The organism is Amycolatopsis sp. CA-161197 (assembly GCF_050942255.1).
Taxonomy (GTDB): Bacteria; Actinomycetota; Actinomycetes; order Mycobacteriales; family Pseudonocardiaceae; genus Amycolatopsis.
In genome coordinates, this window is sequence record NZ_CP192059.1 from 554,170 (window position 1) to 569,961 (window position 15,792).

Below are 15,792 nucleotides of genomic sequence, written 5' to 3' on the forward strand. Positions count from 1 at the left end.
GTTACGGAGGTCGAATCGTCACGGAAGCGGGGGAAGATCCATCCCCGGTTCGGGGGATGCGAACCCCTAGGTACCAGCTTCCTTGCGAAGTGGAACGTTGCTCCGTATGGTTATCGGAGCAACGTTCCGTTTGCTCTTCGGAGGACGATTCCATGCAGTACCGCACCTTGGGCCGCACTGGTGTGCAGGTCAGCGCGCTGTCGCTCGGCGCCATGAACTTCGGCGCGATCGGCCGCACCACGCAGGACGACGCCACGGCCATCGTCGACGCCGCGCTCGAAGGCGGCATCAACGTCGTCGACACGGCCGACATGTACGGCGCCGGCGAGTCGGAGGTGATGGTCGGCAAGGCCATCGCCGGGCGCCGCGACGACCTCGTGCTCGCCACGAAGGCCGCCATGCCGATGGGCGACGAGCGCAACCACCGGGGCAGCTCGCGCCGTTGGCTCGTCAGCGAGCTCGACAACAGCCTGCGCCGGCTCGGTGTCGACCACGTCGACCTCTACCAGATCCACCGCTGGGATCCCTCGACCAGTGACGAGGAGACGCTTTCCGCGCTCACGGATCTGCAGCGCGCCGGGAAGATCCGCTACTTCGGCTCGTCGACGTTCCCCGCGTACAAGATCGTGCAGGCGCAGTGGGCCGCGCGGGAGCACCATCTGGGCCGCTACGTCACCGAGCAGCCCAGCTACTCGATCCTGCAGCGCGGCATCGAGGCCGACGTGCTGCCGATGACCGAGGAGTACGGCCTCGGCGTGCTGGCGTGGAGCCCACTCGCGTCCGGCTGGCTGTCGGGTGCGGTCCGTGAGGGGCGCGAGATCGCCACGAGCCGCTCGAAGGCCCTGCCGCAGCGCTTCGACCTGGCGCTGCCCGCCAACCGGGCCCGGCTCGACGCGGTGGAGCGTCTGGCGAAGGTCGCCGCCGACGCCGGGCTGACGCTGATCCAGCTCGCGCTCGGCTTCGCGACCGCGCACCCGGCCGTGACCAGCGCGATCATAGGCCCGCGCACGCCGGAGCACCTGCGCTCGCACCTCGCGGCCGCCGACACCGTGCTGTCCGCCGACGTGCTGGACGCGATCGACGAGATCGTCGCACCCGGCGTCGACCTGGCCGCGCACGAGAAGTTCGACACCCCTCCCGCTCTGCTCGATCCCTCCTTGCGTCGCCGCTGAAAGGACTTCCCATGTCACCTCGGTTCGGCATCATGACCGCCCCGATGCAGGTTGACTACGCCGACCTCGTGCGTGTCTGGCGCGAAGCCGACACCCTGCCGGAGATCGAGCACGCCTGGCTCTTCGACCACCTCCTCCCCATCGCCGGCGACCCTGATGGGCCGATTTTCGAAGGCTGGACCCTGCTTTCGGCTCTCGCCGCGCAGACTTCCCGCCTGCGCCTCGGCCTCATGGTCACCAGCAACCGCTTCCGCCCACCCGCCGTCCTCGCCAAGATCGCCACGACCGTCGACGTGGTTTCCCACGGCCGCTTGGACTTCGGCATCGGCGTCGGCTCCCGCCCGAGCCACCCCCTGGCCCGGCGCGAGTACGAAGCCCACGGCCTCCCGTTCCACGACACCGCGCACGCCGTGCAGGCCCTCGCCGAAGCCTGCACCGTCATCCGTCGCCTGTGGACAGAGGACGCGACCTTCGACTTCGTGGGCGACACCGTCCAGCTCGAGGGCGCGTTCGGCAACCCCAAGCCCGTACAGCGCCCCCACCCCCCGATCGTCATCGGCGGCCGCGCCTCCGCAACCCTCCGCGTCGCCGCCACCCACGCCGACGTCTGGAACATCCCCGGCGGCGACCTCGACGACTGCATCAGCCGCAGCGCCCTCCTCGACCGCTACTGCACCGACATCGGCCGCGACCCGGCGGAAATCACGCGCTCGATCCACCTGCCGGTGTCCTATGCGGACCCGGGCCTCACGCGCAAAGCCATCGCCGAGGCCGTGGACGCCGGCTTCGAGCACGTGGTGCTCGGCCTGCCGTCGCCCTTCCCGGAGGGTGTCGGGCAATGGGTGGTCGATGAGCTGATCAAGGGCTAACCGCGCGGCCCTCGCCGCCCACAACGACGACGTCCGGCGGCATCTCTCCGGAAGTGGCCGCTGTCGGGCCTGGCCCTCGCGTTTCTGAGCGCAGGCTCGGTTCAGCGCTCATGTGCCGCGTGGCCGGCGACTTCTGGCTGCTCCTCCGGGGGAAGCGGCCGCGGTCCGTTTGCCTCGGCGTTGCGGAGCGCGGGCTGGATGGGGTGCTCAGCCGCCTCGCAGCCGGCGTTCCCCGGCGGGTGTGGCGCGGCCGCCGGCCGACGAGCTGATCAAGGCCCAGGCGAGAAGCTCGCGTAAGTGCGATCACCACCTAACCCAAGAACTCACGCAAGTGCGACACCACCGCCTCCGGTTGTTCCTCCGGTAGGAAGTGGCCGCAGTTCTCGAGGCCGACGCCGGTGACGTTGTCGGCGTAGTCGCGCCAGAGGTCGAGGGTGGGGAGTTTGCCGAGGAGGCCCGCTTGGCCCCACATGGCGAGAACGGGCTGGGTGAGGCGCTTGCCGGCGGCGTAGTCGGCGTCGTCGAGGGCGGCGTCGTCGGGGAAGGAGGCGCGGTAGTCGTCGAAGCCGGCGCGGAGGGCGCCGGGGGCGGAGAAGGCGCGTACGTATTCGGCGACGTCCTCGGCGGGCAGGCCCTGGCGCTGGAAGGTCCAGCGTTCGAAGAAGTAGCCCAGGTAGGCGGCGATGTTGCTGCCCGCCAGCAGCTCCGGCAGGTCGGGTTGCAGGTGGAACAGCCAGTGCCAGTAGCCCTTCGCGACATCCGAATCCAGCCGTTTCCACATCTCGCGCGTCGGCGCGATGTCGAGGACGGCCAGGCGCTCGACCTGCTCAGGACGGTCCAAAGCCCAGCGGTGGCCGACGCGGCCGCCACGGTCGTGGCCGACCACCGACACGCGGTCGAAGCCCAGCTGCTCGGCGAGCTGGGCGAGATCGGCGGCCATGGTGCGTTTGTCGTAGCCGCCGCGGGGCTTGTCGGTGCGGCCGTAACCACGCAGGTCGGGCGCGATCACGGTGTGGGTTTCGGTGAGCGGGCCCGCGACGCGGTGCCAGCAGTGCGACGTCTGCGGCCACCCGTGCAGCAGGAACACGGGTGGGCCGTCGCCGCCGCGCAGGTAGTGCAGCCGGAGGTCGCCGACCTGCGCCATCGAAGGTTCTAACCGGCTCATGGGGTTAGACGCTACCGGACGCGCCTAACCGGTGACAAGGGTTAGAATCAACCCCATGGAGTGGGTTTTCGACGGTGGCCGGCCGTGTCTCGACCTCGTCAACACGCTGCGCGACCGCTACCAGCCCGAAGGGGTCGAGCTGCTGACCTCGCCCGAAGCCCTCGCCGAATGGCTCTCGCTCGCCGGCCTCACCAAAGGCCCGGTGCCCGTCACGCAGGAAGACCTCGAAACGGCGAAATGGCTCAGGGAAGCCGTGAACCGGCTGGTCACCACCCCGCCGGCACCCCCTGACGTCGAGCTCGTGAACAAAGCCGTCGAGGAGCCGCTGCCCAACGCGCGCCTGCGGCTGTCCGACGGGGAGCTGCGCAAAGCGGCACCCACCCCGCGAAACCCGGTCGCGGCCGCCTTCGCGCTGATCGCCACCGACGTGATCGAGCTGGCCACGAGCCCGGTGGACGTCCGCGTCTGCGCCGCGGACGACTGCGGCCTGCGCTTCGCCGACGCGTCACCACGAAGGACCCGGCAGTGGTGCTCGATGTCCCGCTGCGGCAACCGCGCCAAAGCCCGGGCCCACTACGCACGGCTGAGTCAGGGCAGGAGCCGGTAAGCCCACGGATGGGCCCGCAACCACACGTTCAGCTTGCCGATCCACCGCATGTGCGCCGTCCGCAACGGCGCGGGCACCAACCAGCCGACGATCCGCACCACACGGCAGAAGCGCGCGAACCGCAGCTGGTCACGAGAAGTCCACTGTAGACCGAGCTGCCCCCGCAAAGCCGCCGGCAACGTCGCCCGGATCAAGAACAGCTGCCCGGCCGCCTGCGCATCCCGCAGCCGCGGCCACCACCGATCCGGCAGCCACCGCACGGGTTTCGGCACGGTGTGGATGGTCTCCAGCAACGTCGTCATCGTCTCGTTCGGCCGGAACGCCGCGACCATCTCGTCGTAGTACCGCGAGAACGCGGCCCAGTCGGGTGGCAGATCCCGCTCCCGCACCCCGAGCACCCGGCCGATGTCGCACATCTGCGCGTAGTACTCGTCGAGCTCGCCCGGCGTCAGCGGCCGCCCGAAAAACCGTTGTACATCAACGGGAACCTTCACCAACGTCGCATGCACCCACGCGTAAGCACCCGGATCCAGCCCGCTGTACCGCCGCCCGTCGGCCACCCCGGTGAACGTCCGGTGCAGCTCCCGCAACCGCGAAGCCTCGAACCGCGCGCCGGCAGCACCGCCGTACACGTAGATCGACAGCGAAGCCCCCGTCCGCATCAACCGCGTCCAGGGATCCGAAACGTAGTCCGAGTGGTCCCGCACCCCGGCCGCCACCACGGGGTGGGCCACCTGCAGCACCAGGACCTGCCCGGCCAGCAGCACGTCGCGGAAGTCACCGAAGTACCGCCAGGCCGCGGTGCCCCGCACGACCGGCGGCGCCACGTCAGGCCCCGCGCAGCAGCATCATCAGCGGCTCGGCGGCCGGCACGTCGGTGCCCGTCGACAGCCGCCGCAGCTGCAACCCGGCGATGAGCGCGACGACGGGACCCGCCACCCGCGCGGGATCGGGCACGCCGAGCGCGCGCAGGATCGTCGTGGCCAGGTCGTCGTACGCCGCGAAGCAGCGCGCCGACGCTTCGCGCAGCCCGGGATCGCGCGCGGCCTGGAGGTACAGCTCGTGGGGTGCGAGGTCGTCGGTGCCGAACGGCAGCTGCTCGATCACGTGCTCCACCACGGCCGCGGCCTGCTCCAGGCTGAGGCCGTCCGCACTGTGCGCGTCGGCGATCGCGGCGAGCTTCGCCGTCTCCTCCTCGGCGAACAGCAGCATCGCCTCTCGCAGCAGCTCCGTCTGGCTGGGGAAGTGGTAGGTCAGCGTGCCGAGCGAGACGCCCGCGGCGGCCACGATGCGGCGGTTGGTGAGCCCGCCGACCCCTTGCTCGCCGACGACCTCGAGCGTCGCCCGCAGGATCGCGTCGCGGGTGTTCACCACACCCTTGCGGGCCGGCGCAGGTGCCACCGTTGGACCTCTTCCAGTTGCGCGGCCACGGAGATCAGCCGCTCCTCGGCGTGCGACGGGCCCAGCAGCTGGGCGCCGAGGGGGAGCCCGTCCGCGGTTTGTCCGGCCGGGACGTTGATCCCCGGCCAGCCCAGCACGTTCCACGGCCAAGCGTAGGGGCACGCGGCGATCATCGTCTGGTCGGTGCGCCAGCCGGTGAGGCCGTCGAACGCGCCGGTCTTCGGCGGCGGCGTCGCGGTAGTCGGGGTGAGCAGCACGTCGACGCGCCCGAAAACGGAACCGATGCGGCGTTGCAGCGCGGGTTCGAGAGCGCGGGCGAGTTTCAACGCACCGGCGAGCACGGTGCCCTGCTGCGCGTTGCCGCGCGTGCGGGGGTCGAGCTTGGCCTTCTCGGGCACGCGAGCGGCCCAGTCGCGCACGCCGGTGAGCGAGCGCGGCAGGAAGGTGAGGCCGATGAGCCCGTAGCCCGGGTCGATCTCGACGATGTCGTGGCCCAGGTTCGCCAGCGCCTCCGCGGTGTTGCGCACGGCCGCTTCGACGGCCGGGTCGAGGCTGGTTTTCGTTGCGGTGAACGGAATCCTCGTCGACAGCCCGATGCGCAGCCGGCCGGGTTCCCGGCGGGCGGCCGCGCGGAACACGCCGTCGGAGCCCGTGGTGACATCCAGCAGGGTCGCCGCGTCGGCCACCGTCCGGGCCAGCGGGCCGAGCACGGTGAGGCCGTGGAACAACTCCCCACCGAGCGGCGCGCGGCCGCGCTGCGTCTTGATGCCGACGAGCCCCGTCCACGCCGCCGGGATGCGCACCGACCCGGCGCCGTCGGAGCCGAGCGCCGCCGCGACCACCCCGCCGGCCACCGCGGCCGCCGAGCCGCCGGAGGACCCGCCGGGCGTGTGGTCGGGGTGCCAGGGGTTACGCGTGACCCCGAACGCCGGCCCTTCCGTGAACGGCCATTGTCCCAGCTCAGGCGTGTTCGTCTTGCCGATGATCACGGCGCCGGCCCGCTTGAGCAGCGCCACGGCGGGTGCGTCGGCGGTCGCGTCCGGGAAGTCACCCGCGCAGCCGAACGCCGTCGGCAGGCCCGCGAGGTCCACGTCGTCCTTGATCGCGACGGGCACGCCCAGCAACGGCGTCCGGTCACCTCGCGCCCGGCGCCGGTCGGTTGCTTCGGCCTCGGCGAGGGCTTCGTCGTCGCGGATCCGGCGGAACGCGTTGAGCACGGTCTGGCTCGCGTGCGCCTCTTCCAGAGCCGCTGCGGTGAGCGCCACCGAGGTCGTTTCGCCTGCTTCGAGCGCCGTCACCTGGTCGGCGACGGTCGTGAACGCGGAAGTCCTGACGGTCATCGGGCCACCCCCGGGTTCTCGTTCGTTCGAACGAACGTTACCACCGGACTGTGATTCCGGCTCCCTGGTTCGACAGCCGACCCGCCCGAGGCCGACGATGAGCCCGAGACCCGCCCCAGCCCCACGGAGGATCGATGACGTTCGACTTCGACCGGTTTCCCGTTTTCGACGCGTTCCCGCGGGCGGGGCTCGGCACCGGGCCGACGCCGCTGCTGGCCGCGCCGCGCCTGGGCGAGGCGCTCGGGCTGCCGCGGCTGATGCTCAAGCGCGACGACGTCCACCCGCTCGGCGTGGGCGGCAACAAGCTGCGCAAACTCGACTTCCACCTCGGTGCGGCACTCGCCGCCGGCGCCGACACGGTGATCACCTTCGGCGCCCTGCAGACCAACCACGGACGCCAGACCGCGGCGGCGTGCGCGCGGCTCGGGCTGCGCTGCGAGCTCGTGCTCACGGCGAAGGTGCCGCGCCAAGGCGAGGCCTACGAGCATTCCGGCAACATCCCGCTCGACCTGCTCTTCGGCGCCCGCTTGCACATCTGTGCCACCGTCGAGGAAGCCGAGCGCACCTACGAAGAGCTGCTCGCGTCGGCCGACTACGAGGGCCGCAAGGTCTTCACGGTCCCCGTCGGCGGCTCCGACGCGCTCGGCACCCTCGGCTACGTGTCCGCGACCCACGAGCTCGCGCAGCAGCTCTCGGCGCTCGGGATCGACAGCGCCCGCATCGTCGCGCCCCACGCGAGCGGCGGCACGTCCGCCGGCCTCGCGCTCGGCACGGCGCTGCTCGGCAACCTCGGCGCCGACTTCGCCTGCGTGAGCCATCCGCTCGACGAGGCCACCGACAACCTCACCCATCTCGTCACCTCAGCCGCGCAGCTGCTCGGCGTCGACACGCCGTCGCTGGACCACGTGCGCATGAGCGACTCGACCATGGGCGAGGGCTACGGCATCCCGGCGCCGTCGACGTGGGGCGCGCTGCGGCTGTTCGGCCGCACCGAAGGTGTGGTGCTGGACCCGGTCTACTCCGGCAAGGCCGCTGCCGCGCTCGTCGAATGGGCCGCGGACGGCCGGTTCGACCCCGGGGAGACGGTGGTGTTCGTGCACACCGGCGGCCTGCCCGGGCTGTACGGCTACGCGCCGGAGTTCGTCGCCGCGATGCAGGAGTGAGTCAGTCCCGCGCGGCGGCCGGTTGCAGCTCGGCCGCCGCGCGGGTGGCGTCGACCCGCACCGCCACGCGGACCAGGCCCAGCAGCAGCACGACGTCCGCGACGAGCATCAGCCGTTGCGTGGCCCCCACCGGCAGCAGCTCGGTGACGGTGTGGACCGGCAGCCCGGCTTCGTCGAGGCGGGCGAACAGGAAACTCACGCCGAACACCACCAGAACGGCCACCCCGAACCGCAGCCACCGCGCCACGAGCGCGCGCTCGGCCGTGCCGCGCAACGGTTCCAGCAACGTCAGCGCCGCGGCCGGCAGGCTCGCGAACGCCACCACGCACGAGTACAGGTGGATCTCGCCGCTCGTCAGGTCCGGGTGCGGCGGGTAGCTCGCCGGGAACACCGCGGCCGTCGCCAACCCCAAGGCCCACAACGAAAGCAGCACTCGCGTGGTCCGAGGCAGCGGCACGCCACCGGCCGCCAGGCAACCGAGCACGGCCAGCGAACCGACGGCGAGCGCCAGCACGCTCGCGCTCAGCAGGCCCGGGTCGGTGGTGGTGTAGCTCGACAACGTGTCGTGGATCGGGTCGTGGGAGCTGATCACGTGCATCAGGGTGATCGTGAACAGCCCCCACCCGATCGCCACCAGTGCGCCCATCCGCCAGATCCGCAGCCCCCGTGAAATCCCCATGGTCCCCAGCGTTGCGGGGCCGGCGCGATCCGTGATCCGGGATCACCCTGAATTCGACCCCTATTCGACCTCGCTGGTGAATTCGGCGAGCACCAAGGCTTGATCGTCGTGCCGCTTCGCCCGCGGCCAGCGCGAACCGTCGGGATCCTGCGTTTCCGCGGTTCGCACGGCGTCCAGCACGGCGTCCGGGCCGTTCACCCGGGCGAGGCGCAGCACGTCGGGCCAGCCGAAGAGGCCGTAGTCGTCGACCCCGGTGGACACGCCGTCGGTGGCGAGCAGCACGGCGTCGACCTCGGGGCGCGGCCACGAGCGCCGCACAGCCTTCGCCGCCGCCTCGGGGTCGGCTTCGGCGACCCAGAAGCCGTCTTCGGCGTTGCGGCGGCGGCGCACGTCGGCGCCGGTCTGCAGCAGGCCGCCGTCGCGCAGGGAGACCAGCCGGTCGTCGGCCACGACGTCGACGCCGAACTGTCCGAACGCGACAACCGGACTGTCCGCCAGCACAAGGGTTTCGACCTCGGCCGCGTCCCAGCGCAGGATCGACACGGTGCTCGACGGCGAGTGCCCGGGCTCCAGCCCGTGCGCCGCCGCGACCCCGGCGATGGACGACGCCAGCGCCACGGCGAGGTCTTCCTTGGGACTTTCTCTCAGCTCGTCCGCCAGCCGGCGCACCAGCAGGTCGGCGTACCAGCCGCCGGGCGGCAGGTCGGGGCTCGGTGACGTGGCGCCGTCCAGCAGCAGCACGGCGTTGTCCAGCACCACGACGTGGTCTTCGCTCGCGCGAGGCAGGCCGTCCGCGCCTACTCCCGCGCGCTCCGCGATCGCGATCTCGGGCATCACCCGATGCTAACCCGAACGACTGACCGGGACCGGTCTGTCAACTTCGGTTGACAGACGTGGTGTGTCAACCTAGATTGACATCATGACCGAAGCAACAGACCTGGCCGCGAGGGCGGGCGACCGTGATCCCCGAGTGGGGCTTCGCGCGGTCGCGGCGCTTCGTCGGCTCCTGGAACAACTCGAAGCCGTGCAGGTGCGCAGCGCCCGCGTGCACGGCTGGTCCTGGCAGGAGATCGCCGCCGAGCTGGGGGTCAGCCGGCAGGCCGTCCACAAGAAGTACGGGAGGCACTGATGTTCGAACGGTTCACGCTCGACGCGCGGCTGGCCGTGGTCGAGGCCCAGATCGTGGCGCGCGAGGCCGGTGCGCGGCAGATCGAGCTCACCGACGTGCTGGCCGGGCTCGCCCGCACCGAGAACGGCGCCGGCCTGCGGCTGCTGCAGGAGCTCGGCGTGTCGCGGGAAGACGTGCTGGGCGAGCTCGACCGCATCCGCCGGCGCGGCGGGATCAGCGACGCCGAGGTCGCCGCGCTCACCGAGTTCGGCATCGACGTGGAGCAGATCGTCGAGCGCGTCGAGGAGACCCACGGCCCGGGTGCGCTCGCCGGTGGCGGCAGACGCGCGAAACGCGGCCACATCCCGTTCGCGGCCGACGCGAAGCGGACGATGGAGCTGAGCCTGCGCGAAGCCGTGAAGCTGGGCGACAAGCACCTCGGGCAGGAGCACCTGCTGCTCGCGCTGGTGCAGCAGAAGGGCCCGGTGCCCGACCTGCTGGCCGCCCACGGCGTCGACTACGTGTCGGTGCGCCGGGTGGTCGGCCAGCGGGAGGCCGGCTAGTGCTGCTGCTCTTCGCGGCGCCCGGTCCGCCACGTGACCAGGGGCAACAGGGCCTGCGTGAGCGGTCCGATCGTGAGCGCGTAGAGCACGGTCCCCACGCCGAAGGTGCCGCCGAGCAGCCAGCCGACGGCGAGCACGGTCACCTCGATCCCGGTGCGCACCAGCCGCACGGACCAGCCCGTGCGTGCGGTGAGGCCGGTCATCAGCCCGTCGCGCGGACCGGGGCCGAGGCGGGTCCCGACGTAGACGGCGGTGGCCACGGCGTTGAGCACCACACCGCCGACGAGCAGCAGGATCTGCAACGCGAGCGTGTGCTGGTCGGGCAGCACCGCGCGGACGGCGTCGACGGTCACGGAGATCACCACGACGTTGGCCACCGTGCCGATGCCGGGCCGCTGGCGTAGCGGGATCCACAGCAGCAGCACGAACACCGACGCGATGGCCGTGACCGTGCCGAAGCTCAGGCCGGTGAGCTTGGTGAGGCCTTCGTGGAGCACGTCCCACGGGTCGAGGCCCAGGTGGGCGCGGGTGAGCATGGCCATGCTGGCGCCGTAGAGCGCGAGGCCACCCAGAAGCTGGGCACCACGGCGGACGGGCGCCCGGCGGACGCTGAGGGGACTGAGGTCGACAACTGCCACTTCTCCACTATCGGCGACAAGTGGACTGGTAATCCATGGCCAATGTCGGATAATTGGTCTTATGACCTCGCATCTTCCGCTGGGTAGCCGTGTCTCTGGTACCCGATTGGCCGTGTTGCTGGGGGAGTGGCGCCGCCGTGGCTCCCGGCAGGGGGCGGCGGATCTGGCCGCGGCCGTCGAGCTGCAAGTGCTCGACGGCCAGCTCCCCATCGGCACCCGGCTGCCCGCGGAGCGCGAGCTCGCCGACGCCCTCGGCGTCAGCCGCACCCTCATCGGCGCGGCGCTGGACCGGCTGCGTGCCACCGGTGTCGTCGCCAGCCGTCGCGGTGCCGGTTCGTGGATCTCCGGTGCCGGCCACCGTTCGGCCGCGCCGGCCCAGCACGAACGCGACGGCTTGATCGACTTGGCCCGGGCCGCGCCACCCGCGTTGCCGGGGCTGATCAACGCCGTCGACACCGCGCGGCGCGACCTCGTGGAGCACCTGAGCGGCAACGGGTACCTCACCGGCGGCCTGCCGCTGCTGCGCGAGCGGATCGCCGAGCGCTACACCGCGCGCGGCCTGCCGACGACTCCGGACCAGGTGATGCTGACGGCCGGCGCGTACTCGGCTTTCGTGCTGTGCCTGCGCATGCTGGCCGGCCCGGGCGACCGCGTGCTGGTGGAGCAGCCGACTTACCCGAACGCGATCGACGCCGTACGCGCCGCGCACGCACTGCCCGTGCCGGTGGCGCTCGACCCCGTGCGCGGCTGGGACCTCACGGGGATCGAGGCCGCATTGCGCCAGGCGTCGCCGCGATTCGGCTACCTCGTCGTCGACTTCCAGAACCCCACGGGCCTGCGCCTCGACGCCGCGGGCCGCGAACGCCTCGGCGGCCTCCTCGCGCGCTCGCGCACGCCCGTGGTGGTCGACGAATCGTTGGTGGAGCTGGATTACGAGGGTGATCCGCTCGACGCGCCGCCGCCGCTGGCCGCGTTCGCGGGGGACCTGGCGCTGACGGTCGGCTCGGCCGCGAAGTCACAGTGGGGCGGGCTACGGCTGGGCTGGATCCGCGCGTCAGCCGACCTGCTCGACCGGCTGCTGTCGTCGCGCTTCGCCGTGGACCTCGGGGCGCCGGTGTTCGACCAGCTGGTGCTGGCTTCGCTCTTGGAGCCGGCCGGTTACGCGGCGTTGGCCCAGCGGCGGGTGGATTTCCGGCTGCAGCGCGATGCCCTGATCGACGCCGTGCACGCCTACTGTCCTGAGTGGACGTTCGAGGTCCCGGCCGGCGGCCTGTCGTTGTGGTGCCGCCTGCCGGAACCGATGAGCACGCGCCTCGCCGTCTCGGCGGCGAACCACGGCGTGCAGCTGGCGCCCGCCTCACGCTTCGGCGTGCACGGCGGCCTCGAACGCTGGCTGCGGCTGCCGTTCGGCCTGCCGCCCGACCAGCTACTGGAGGCCGTGCGGCGGCTGAGCCTGGCCGTCGAGTCGGTGCGCGGTTACGCGGATGTGCCGGCGGCGAACGTGCCGGTGACCTGAGCTTCGCTGGTGCGGCAGCGTTTCCCGGGCCAGGGCTCAAAAGATAAACAGCCGGTGCGCCGGATGTTCCAACCACTCCAGGGATGGTGGTGGTCGCATCCGGCGCACCGGCTGTTCGTCACCCGCTCCGTTCAGAGCGGGCGCCGCGGCGGCTTCCCGGCACAGCCCCTCGACGTGCCGGGAAGCGCCGACGGCTCAGGCGGGCTTCGGTTGGCGCAGGTTCCCGCTCGGCGCGGTGAGCGGGAACCTCCGGAGCACGCCCGTTGTGGGTCCCGGCGCCGCGGGGGCAGCGCGGCGCCGGGACCAGGACCCGATCCGGCCGGGCGCGGTCGGCCGGTCGGGAAGGCTGGTCGTACGCATGGATCGCCCCTTGTGGAGTGACACCTGGATTGACGCGTGGAATGACACGTCGAATGACTGGTGCGAAAGGGTGAGCCAGGCGCAGCGAACGGGCGCGCGCTCCAAGAAGTTGATCTTGGTTTGGACGTGGCTCTCCCCGGTGGACCGGGTGCCGGTCAGTCCGGGGAGGTGGTGGGCAGGGCTGCGTCCCTGCCCGCGCCGGCGACCTCGTGGTCGCGGCTGACGCCGATCAGCTTGAGCTGCGTGGTGGTCACGCTGTCCCCGACGACGGCGAACGGCTGCCGTGCGCCGCCCGGGCCGTCGTGGCCCGGGTTGGCGGTGGTGGTCGGCGCGACGGGCGCGCTGGGCGCCGCGGGCAGGCCACCGCCGCCCCCGCTGCCGCCGCCACCTGTGACGCCGACGCGGGAGTTCTCGTTGTGCGCGGGCTGCGCGCCGGTGCTGCGCTGCTGCACGGGAATCAGGTGCACGACGCTCGGGTAGTGCACCAGCCCGGCCGCCTTCGGCACGGTCACCGGCGCCGGCGGCGGCACGATCACCGGCACGACGGCGCTCACCACTTCGGCGGGCTGGGCGGTCAGCTCCGGCACGGTCGCCGTGACCCCGCCGCTCACCGTCCCACCCGAGAACACCGGGCCGAGCACGTCTCCGATCGGGATCAACGGCGGTGCGTCATCCCCACCCGGCATCGTCGTGACCGGCGGCAACACGGTTCCCCCGACGTCGTCCACGGTCCCGACCACACCGGTGATCGAGTGCACGGTGGTGTCGACCAGTCCGAGTACGCCCCCGAGCAACCCGCCGAGCAGGCCATCCTGGTGCGACGGCGTGACGCGCAGCGGCGCGTCGGTGGTGCTGGGATCCGTGGCAGTGCTGGGATCGCTGGTGGTCTGGTCGGTTGCGCTGTGGTGCGTTCCGTCGCAGTCGCCGGTCTCGTGCTGCTTCGCGCCGGCGGACCCGTCAGGCCCGACCTGATCGGAGCCGGCGGTGGCGCCGCCCTGGCTCGCGCCGGTCGTGGCCCCGGAGTCGGTGCTGTCGCCGGAAACGGCGGGCGTCGCGGTCTGGTCCGACGTGCTCTCGTCGGAAGCGTTGGTGCCGGAAGCGCTCGGCTTGGCGGCGTCCGTGTCGGAGGTACTCGTGTCCGAGGCGCTCGTGCCGGAGGTGGTCTCGCCGGAAGTGCTTGTGCCGGAAGTGCCCGTTGCCGCGGCATCCGAGCCGGTGCCGCCGGTCGAACCCTTGCTGTCACCGGAAGTCCCCGCGGCACTCGAGTCCGCAGTGGACCCGGTCGAAACGCCGTGCCACGGATGTCCGTGCGGCTCTCGACGGTGCTCCCGAGCCTCGCCGTGCCCGGTGTGCCCCGGCGCGGTCACGGCCGTGTTCCCGGATGCGTCCCCGTGCGGCTGTTCCGCCGCTTCCGCCCCGGCTCCGGCGACCAACGCGCCGAGCAGCCACCCGGCCAACGTCAACCCGCCTGCCAGCGCGATCCGCGCGGCCGGCCTCGCCAACGGGGCCGCCCACGGCCGCGGCCGGCGTACTGCAGGCCCTGAAGACACCGAAGCGCGGCCACTCGGAACACCAGCAGGCAGAACAACACAAGGGGTCAGCCCGGGATCAGCGCTGCTCACGAGTGGTGCGTCGGTGCGTGCGGCTGCCATGTCGCTCACGCCACCACCACCGTCCGCGCCTGAAGCTCATGCGGCCGCCGCACGAGACTGATCCAACTGGGGTTCTTCTCCGGCCAGGTCGCAGTTCCCCCGGGGCTGCACTCTTTCTAGCACCGGTCGCGAGTGTTTCATCTTCCCTGCGTTCGATCCACCCCGTAAGGCGGAACGGACTTACCGGCTCCGGTGTCCGATCAGCCGAAGTTGATCACTGAGCGTGTGCCCGACAGGACCCTCTGCGGCCATCCGGGCGGACGCCCGCACGGCCGTTGACCTGATGTTTCACCTCGAAAACATACTCTCGGTATCGAATCACTAACGCACCGTCGACGAATCTGGAGCGTAACCGCTCCGCAACTCGTGATTCGGTAACCGCAGTGGTCAGACGAGTTGCCGCAATCGCGCGACGGCCTCGTCGATGACTTCGTTCCGCTTGCAGAACGCGAACCGCAGCAGGTGTTTCCACTCGTCCGGGTGATCTGTGAACACCTTGACGGGCACGGCCGCGACGCCGACGCGTTCGGGCAGCTCCCACGCCAGCTCCGCGGCGTCGGTGAACCCGAGTGGACGGACGTCGGCTGTCACGAAGTAGGTGCCGCTGCTGGGCCGCACGGCAAAACCCGCGTCCGCGAGTCCCGCCGACAGCCGGTCGCGCTTGTCCTGCAGGCTCGTCCGCAGCTCTTCGACCCACGGCAGCTCGTGGTCCAGCGCGTACGCCACGGCCGGCTGCAGCGGGCCGCCCGAGACGAACGTGATGAACTGCTTCGCCGCCTTCACTGCGGCCACGAGCTCCGGCGACGAGCAGACCCAGCCGATCTTCCAGCCGGTGCAGTTGAATGTCTTGCCGGCGCTGGAGATCGACACCGTCCGCTCGCGCATCCCGGGCAGCGTGGCGAGCGGGATGTGGGCCGCGTCGTCGAACACGAGGTGTTCGTAGACCTCGTCGGTCACCGCGATGAGGTCGTGCTCCACGCACAGCGCCGCCACGGCCTCCAGCTGCGCGCGCGAGAACACGGTGCCGGTCGGGTTGTGGGGCGAGTTCAGCAGCACGGCGCGCGTGCGCGGCGTGATGGCGTCGCGCAGGGCGTCGAGGTCGAGCTCGAGACGCCCGTCTTCGGCCTCGACCAGGCCGATCACCCGCCGCTGGGCGCCGGCCATCGCGACGGCCGCGGCGTAGGAGTCGTAGTACGGCTCGACCACGATCACCTCGTCGCCGGCCTCCGTCAGCGCGATGAGCGCGGCCGTGATGGCCTCGGTCGCCCCCGCTGTGACCAGGACTTCCGTGTCCGGGTCGTACTCGGTGCCGTAACGCAGCCGGTGGCGCGCGATGGCGGCGCGCAACTCGGGGCGGCCCGGGCCCGGCGGGTACTGGTTGTCACCGCCGAACAGGGAGTTCTTCGCCGCTTCGAGCATGCCGGCGGGCCCGTCGGTGTCGGGAAAACCCTGGCCGAGGTTCACGGCGGCGTGCTTCACGGCGAGCGCCGTCATCTCGGCGAAGATCGTCGCGGTGAAGGGGCGGAGGCGGGGGACGAGAGCTGGTTCACGCACGAAAA

At 71.6% G+C, this 15,792-nt stretch carries 16 protein-coding genes; 7 read left to right on the forward strand and 9 right to left on the reverse strand.

Features of this window, described 5'->3' with window-relative positions; all coding sequences use genetic code 11:
- Positions 1 to 152 precede the first annotated feature (152 nt).
- Both ACQPXB_RS02750 and ACQPXB_RS02755 read left to right on the forward strand, forming a co-directional pair.
- Positions 153 to 1,172 (forward strand): aldo/keto reductase, encoded by a 1,020-nt coding sequence (locus ACQPXB_RS02750; RefSeq protein ID WP_432849312.1) that lies wholly within the window; start codon positions 153 to 155, stop codon positions 1,170 to 1,172.
- A gap of 11 nt (positions 1,173 to 1,183) precedes the next feature.
- On the forward strand, positions 1,184 to 2,041 hold the full coding sequence (locus tag ACQPXB_RS02755) for an LLM class flavin-dependent oxidoreductase (RefSeq protein WP_386946151.1): 858 nt from the start codon (positions 1,184 to 1,186) through the stop codon (positions 2,039 to 2,041).
- 310 nt (positions 2,042 to 2,351) lie between these two features.
- Here ACQPXB_RS02755 and ACQPXB_RS02760 read toward each other — a convergent pair whose 3' ends face one another.
- Positions 2,352 to 3,206 (reverse strand): alpha/beta fold hydrolase, encoded by an 855-nt coding sequence (locus ACQPXB_RS02760; protein ID WP_432849313.1) that lies wholly within the window; start codon positions 3,204 to 3,206, stop codon positions 2,352 to 2,354.
- 55 nt (positions 3,207 to 3,261) lie between these two features.
- On the opposite strand from ACQPXB_RS02760, the gene ACQPXB_RS02765 reads away from it, so the two are divergent.
- On the forward strand, positions 3,262 to 3,813 hold the full coding sequence (locus ACQPXB_RS02765) for a CGNR zinc finger domain-containing protein (protein WP_432849314.1): 552 nt from the start codon (positions 3,262 to 3,264) through the stop codon (positions 3,811 to 3,813).
- Here ACQPXB_RS02765 and ACQPXB_RS02770 read toward each other — a convergent pair.
- From ACQPXB_RS02770 to ACQPXB_RS02780, 3 genes are read right to left on the reverse strand one after another with little or no spacing between them, the layout of a single operon-like run.
- Positions 3,795 to 4,640, reverse strand: coding sequence for an oxygenase MpaB family protein (locus ACQPXB_RS02770; RefSeq protein WP_432849315.1), 846 nt, complete (start codon positions 4,638 to 4,640; stop codon positions 3,795 to 3,797). The genes ACQPXB_RS02765 and ACQPXB_RS02770 overlap by 19 nt on opposite strands.
- A gap of 1 nt (position 4,641) precedes the next feature.
- Complete coding sequence (locus tag ACQPXB_RS02775) at positions 4,642 to 5,184, reverse strand: TetR/AcrR family transcriptional regulator (RefSeq protein WP_386946861.1); 543 nt, start codon at positions 5,182 to 5,184, stop codon at positions 4,642 to 4,644.
- Positions 5,181 to 6,554, reverse strand: a complete 1,374-nt coding sequence (locus ACQPXB_RS02780; RefSeq protein ID WP_432849316.1) for an amidase — start codon at positions 6,552 to 6,554, stop codon at positions 5,181 to 5,183. The genes ACQPXB_RS02775 and ACQPXB_RS02780 overlap by 4 nt, the downstream gene beginning before the upstream one ends.
- A gap of 134 nt (positions 6,555 to 6,688) precedes the next feature.
- Between ACQPXB_RS02780 and ACQPXB_RS02785 the strand changes: the two genes are divergently transcribed.
- Positions 6,689 to 7,717 carry a D-cysteine desulfhydrase family protein gene (locus ACQPXB_RS02785; protein WP_432849317.1) on the forward strand — a complete coding sequence of 343 codons (1,029 nt, stop codon included), beginning with the start codon at positions 6,689 to 6,691 and terminating at the stop codon, positions 7,715 to 7,717.
- Between the two features lies 1 nt (position 7,718).
- On the opposite strand, the gene ACQPXB_RS02790 is transcribed toward ACQPXB_RS02785, so the two are convergent.
- Together ACQPXB_RS02790 and ACQPXB_RS02795 are read right to left on the reverse strand one after the other, a co-directional pair.
- Positions 7,719 to 8,396 carry a DUF998 domain-containing protein gene (locus tag ACQPXB_RS02790; RefSeq protein ID WP_432849318.1) on the reverse strand — a complete coding sequence of 226 codons (678 nt, stop codon included), beginning with the start codon at positions 8,394 to 8,396 and terminating at the stop codon, positions 7,719 to 7,721.
- A 60-nt stretch (positions 8,397 to 8,456) separates the two neighbouring features.
- Positions 8,457 to 9,230, reverse strand: coding sequence for a hypothetical protein (locus ACQPXB_RS02795; RefSeq protein ID WP_432849319.1), 774 nt, complete (start codon positions 9,228 to 9,230; stop codon positions 8,457 to 8,459).
- Between the two features lie 85 nt (positions 9,231 to 9,315).
- Between ACQPXB_RS02795 and ACQPXB_RS02800 the strand changes: the two genes are divergently transcribed.
- Both ACQPXB_RS02800 and ACQPXB_RS02805 read left to right on the forward strand, forming a co-directional pair.
- Positions 9,316 to 9,525, forward strand: coding sequence for a sigma factor-like helix-turn-helix DNA-binding protein (locus ACQPXB_RS02800; protein WP_004559389.1), 210 nt, complete (start codon positions 9,316 to 9,318; stop codon positions 9,523 to 9,525).
- Positions 9,525 to 10,067: a Clp protease N-terminal domain-containing protein gene (locus tag ACQPXB_RS02805; RefSeq protein WP_366577729.1), complete on the forward strand. Its 543-nt coding sequence runs from the start codon at positions 9,525 to 9,527 to the stop codon at positions 10,065 to 10,067. The genes ACQPXB_RS02800 and ACQPXB_RS02805 overlap by 1 nt, the downstream gene beginning before the upstream one ends.
- On the opposite strand, the gene ACQPXB_RS02810 is transcribed toward ACQPXB_RS02805, so the two are convergent.
- Positions 10,064 to 10,705, reverse strand: a complete 642-nt coding sequence (locus ACQPXB_RS02810; protein ID WP_432849320.1) for a YczE/YyaS/YitT family protein — start codon at positions 10,703 to 10,705, stop codon at positions 10,064 to 10,066. The genes ACQPXB_RS02805 and ACQPXB_RS02810 overlap by 4 nt on opposite strands.
- 106 nt (positions 10,706 to 10,811) lie before the next feature.
- Here ACQPXB_RS02810 and ACQPXB_RS02815 point away from each other — a divergent pair, with 106 nt between their 5' ends.
- Entirely contained in the window at positions 10,812 to 12,221 is a 1,410-nt protein-coding gene (locus ACQPXB_RS02815; protein WP_386946165.1) for a PLP-dependent aminotransferase family protein, read from the forward strand.
- Positions 12,222 to 12,736: 515 nt separating this feature from the next.
- Here ACQPXB_RS02815 and ACQPXB_RS02820 read toward each other — a convergent pair.
- Positions 12,737 to 13,948, reverse strand: a complete 1,212-nt coding sequence (locus ACQPXB_RS02820) for a hypothetical protein (RefSeq protein ID WP_432849321.1) — start codon at positions 13,946 to 13,948, stop codon at positions 12,737 to 12,739.
- A 672-nt stretch (positions 13,949 to 14,620) separates the two neighbouring features.
- Entirely contained in the window at positions 14,621 to 15,787 is a 1,167-nt protein-coding gene (locus tag ACQPXB_RS02825) for a pyridoxal phosphate-dependent aminotransferase (RefSeq protein WP_432849322.1), read from the reverse strand.
- Between the last annotated feature and the right edge of the window lie 5 nt (positions 15,788 to 15,792).

Excerpts from the sequence above, each read along its gene's own strand:
- ACQPXB_RS02750 (WP_432849312.1), top strand. The coding sequence starts at position 153 with ATGCAGTACCGCACCTTGGGCCGCACTGGTGTGCAGGTCAGCGCGCTG.
- ACQPXB_RS02755 (WP_386946151.1), top strand. The coding sequence starts at position 1,184 with ATGTCACCTCGGTTCGGCATCATGACCGCCCCGATGCAGGTTGACTAC.
- ACQPXB_RS02760 (WP_432849313.1), bottom strand. The coding sequence starts at position 3,206 with ATGAGCCGGTTAGAACCTTCGATGGCGCAGGTCGGCGACCTCCGGCTG.
- ACQPXB_RS02765 (WP_432849314.1), top strand. The coding sequence starts at position 3,262 with ATGGAGTGGGTTTTCGACGGTGGCCGGCCGTGTCTCGACCTCGTCAAC.
- ACQPXB_RS02780 (WP_432849316.1), bottom strand. The coding sequence starts at position 6,554 with ATGACCGTCAGGACTTCCGCGTTCACGACCGTCGCCGACCAGGTGACG.
- ACQPXB_RS02785 (WP_432849317.1), top strand. The coding sequence starts at position 6,689 with ATGACGTTCGACTTCGACCGGTTTCCCGTTTTCGACGCGTTCCCGCGG.
- ACQPXB_RS02790 (WP_432849318.1), bottom strand. The coding sequence starts at position 8,396 with ATGGGGATTTCACGGGGGCTGCGGATCTGGCGGATGGGCGCACTGGTG.
- ACQPXB_RS02795 (WP_432849319.1), bottom strand. The coding sequence starts at position 9,230 with ATGCCCGAGATCGCGATCGCGGAGCGCGCGGGAGTAGGCGCGGACGGC.
- ACQPXB_RS02800 (WP_004559389.1), top strand. The coding sequence starts at position 9,316 with ATGACCGAAGCAACAGACCTGGCCGCGAGGGCGGGCGACCGTGATCCC.
- ACQPXB_RS02805 (WP_366577729.1), top strand. The coding sequence starts at position 9,525 with ATGTTCGAACGGTTCACGCTCGACGCGCGGCTGGCCGTGGTCGAGGCC.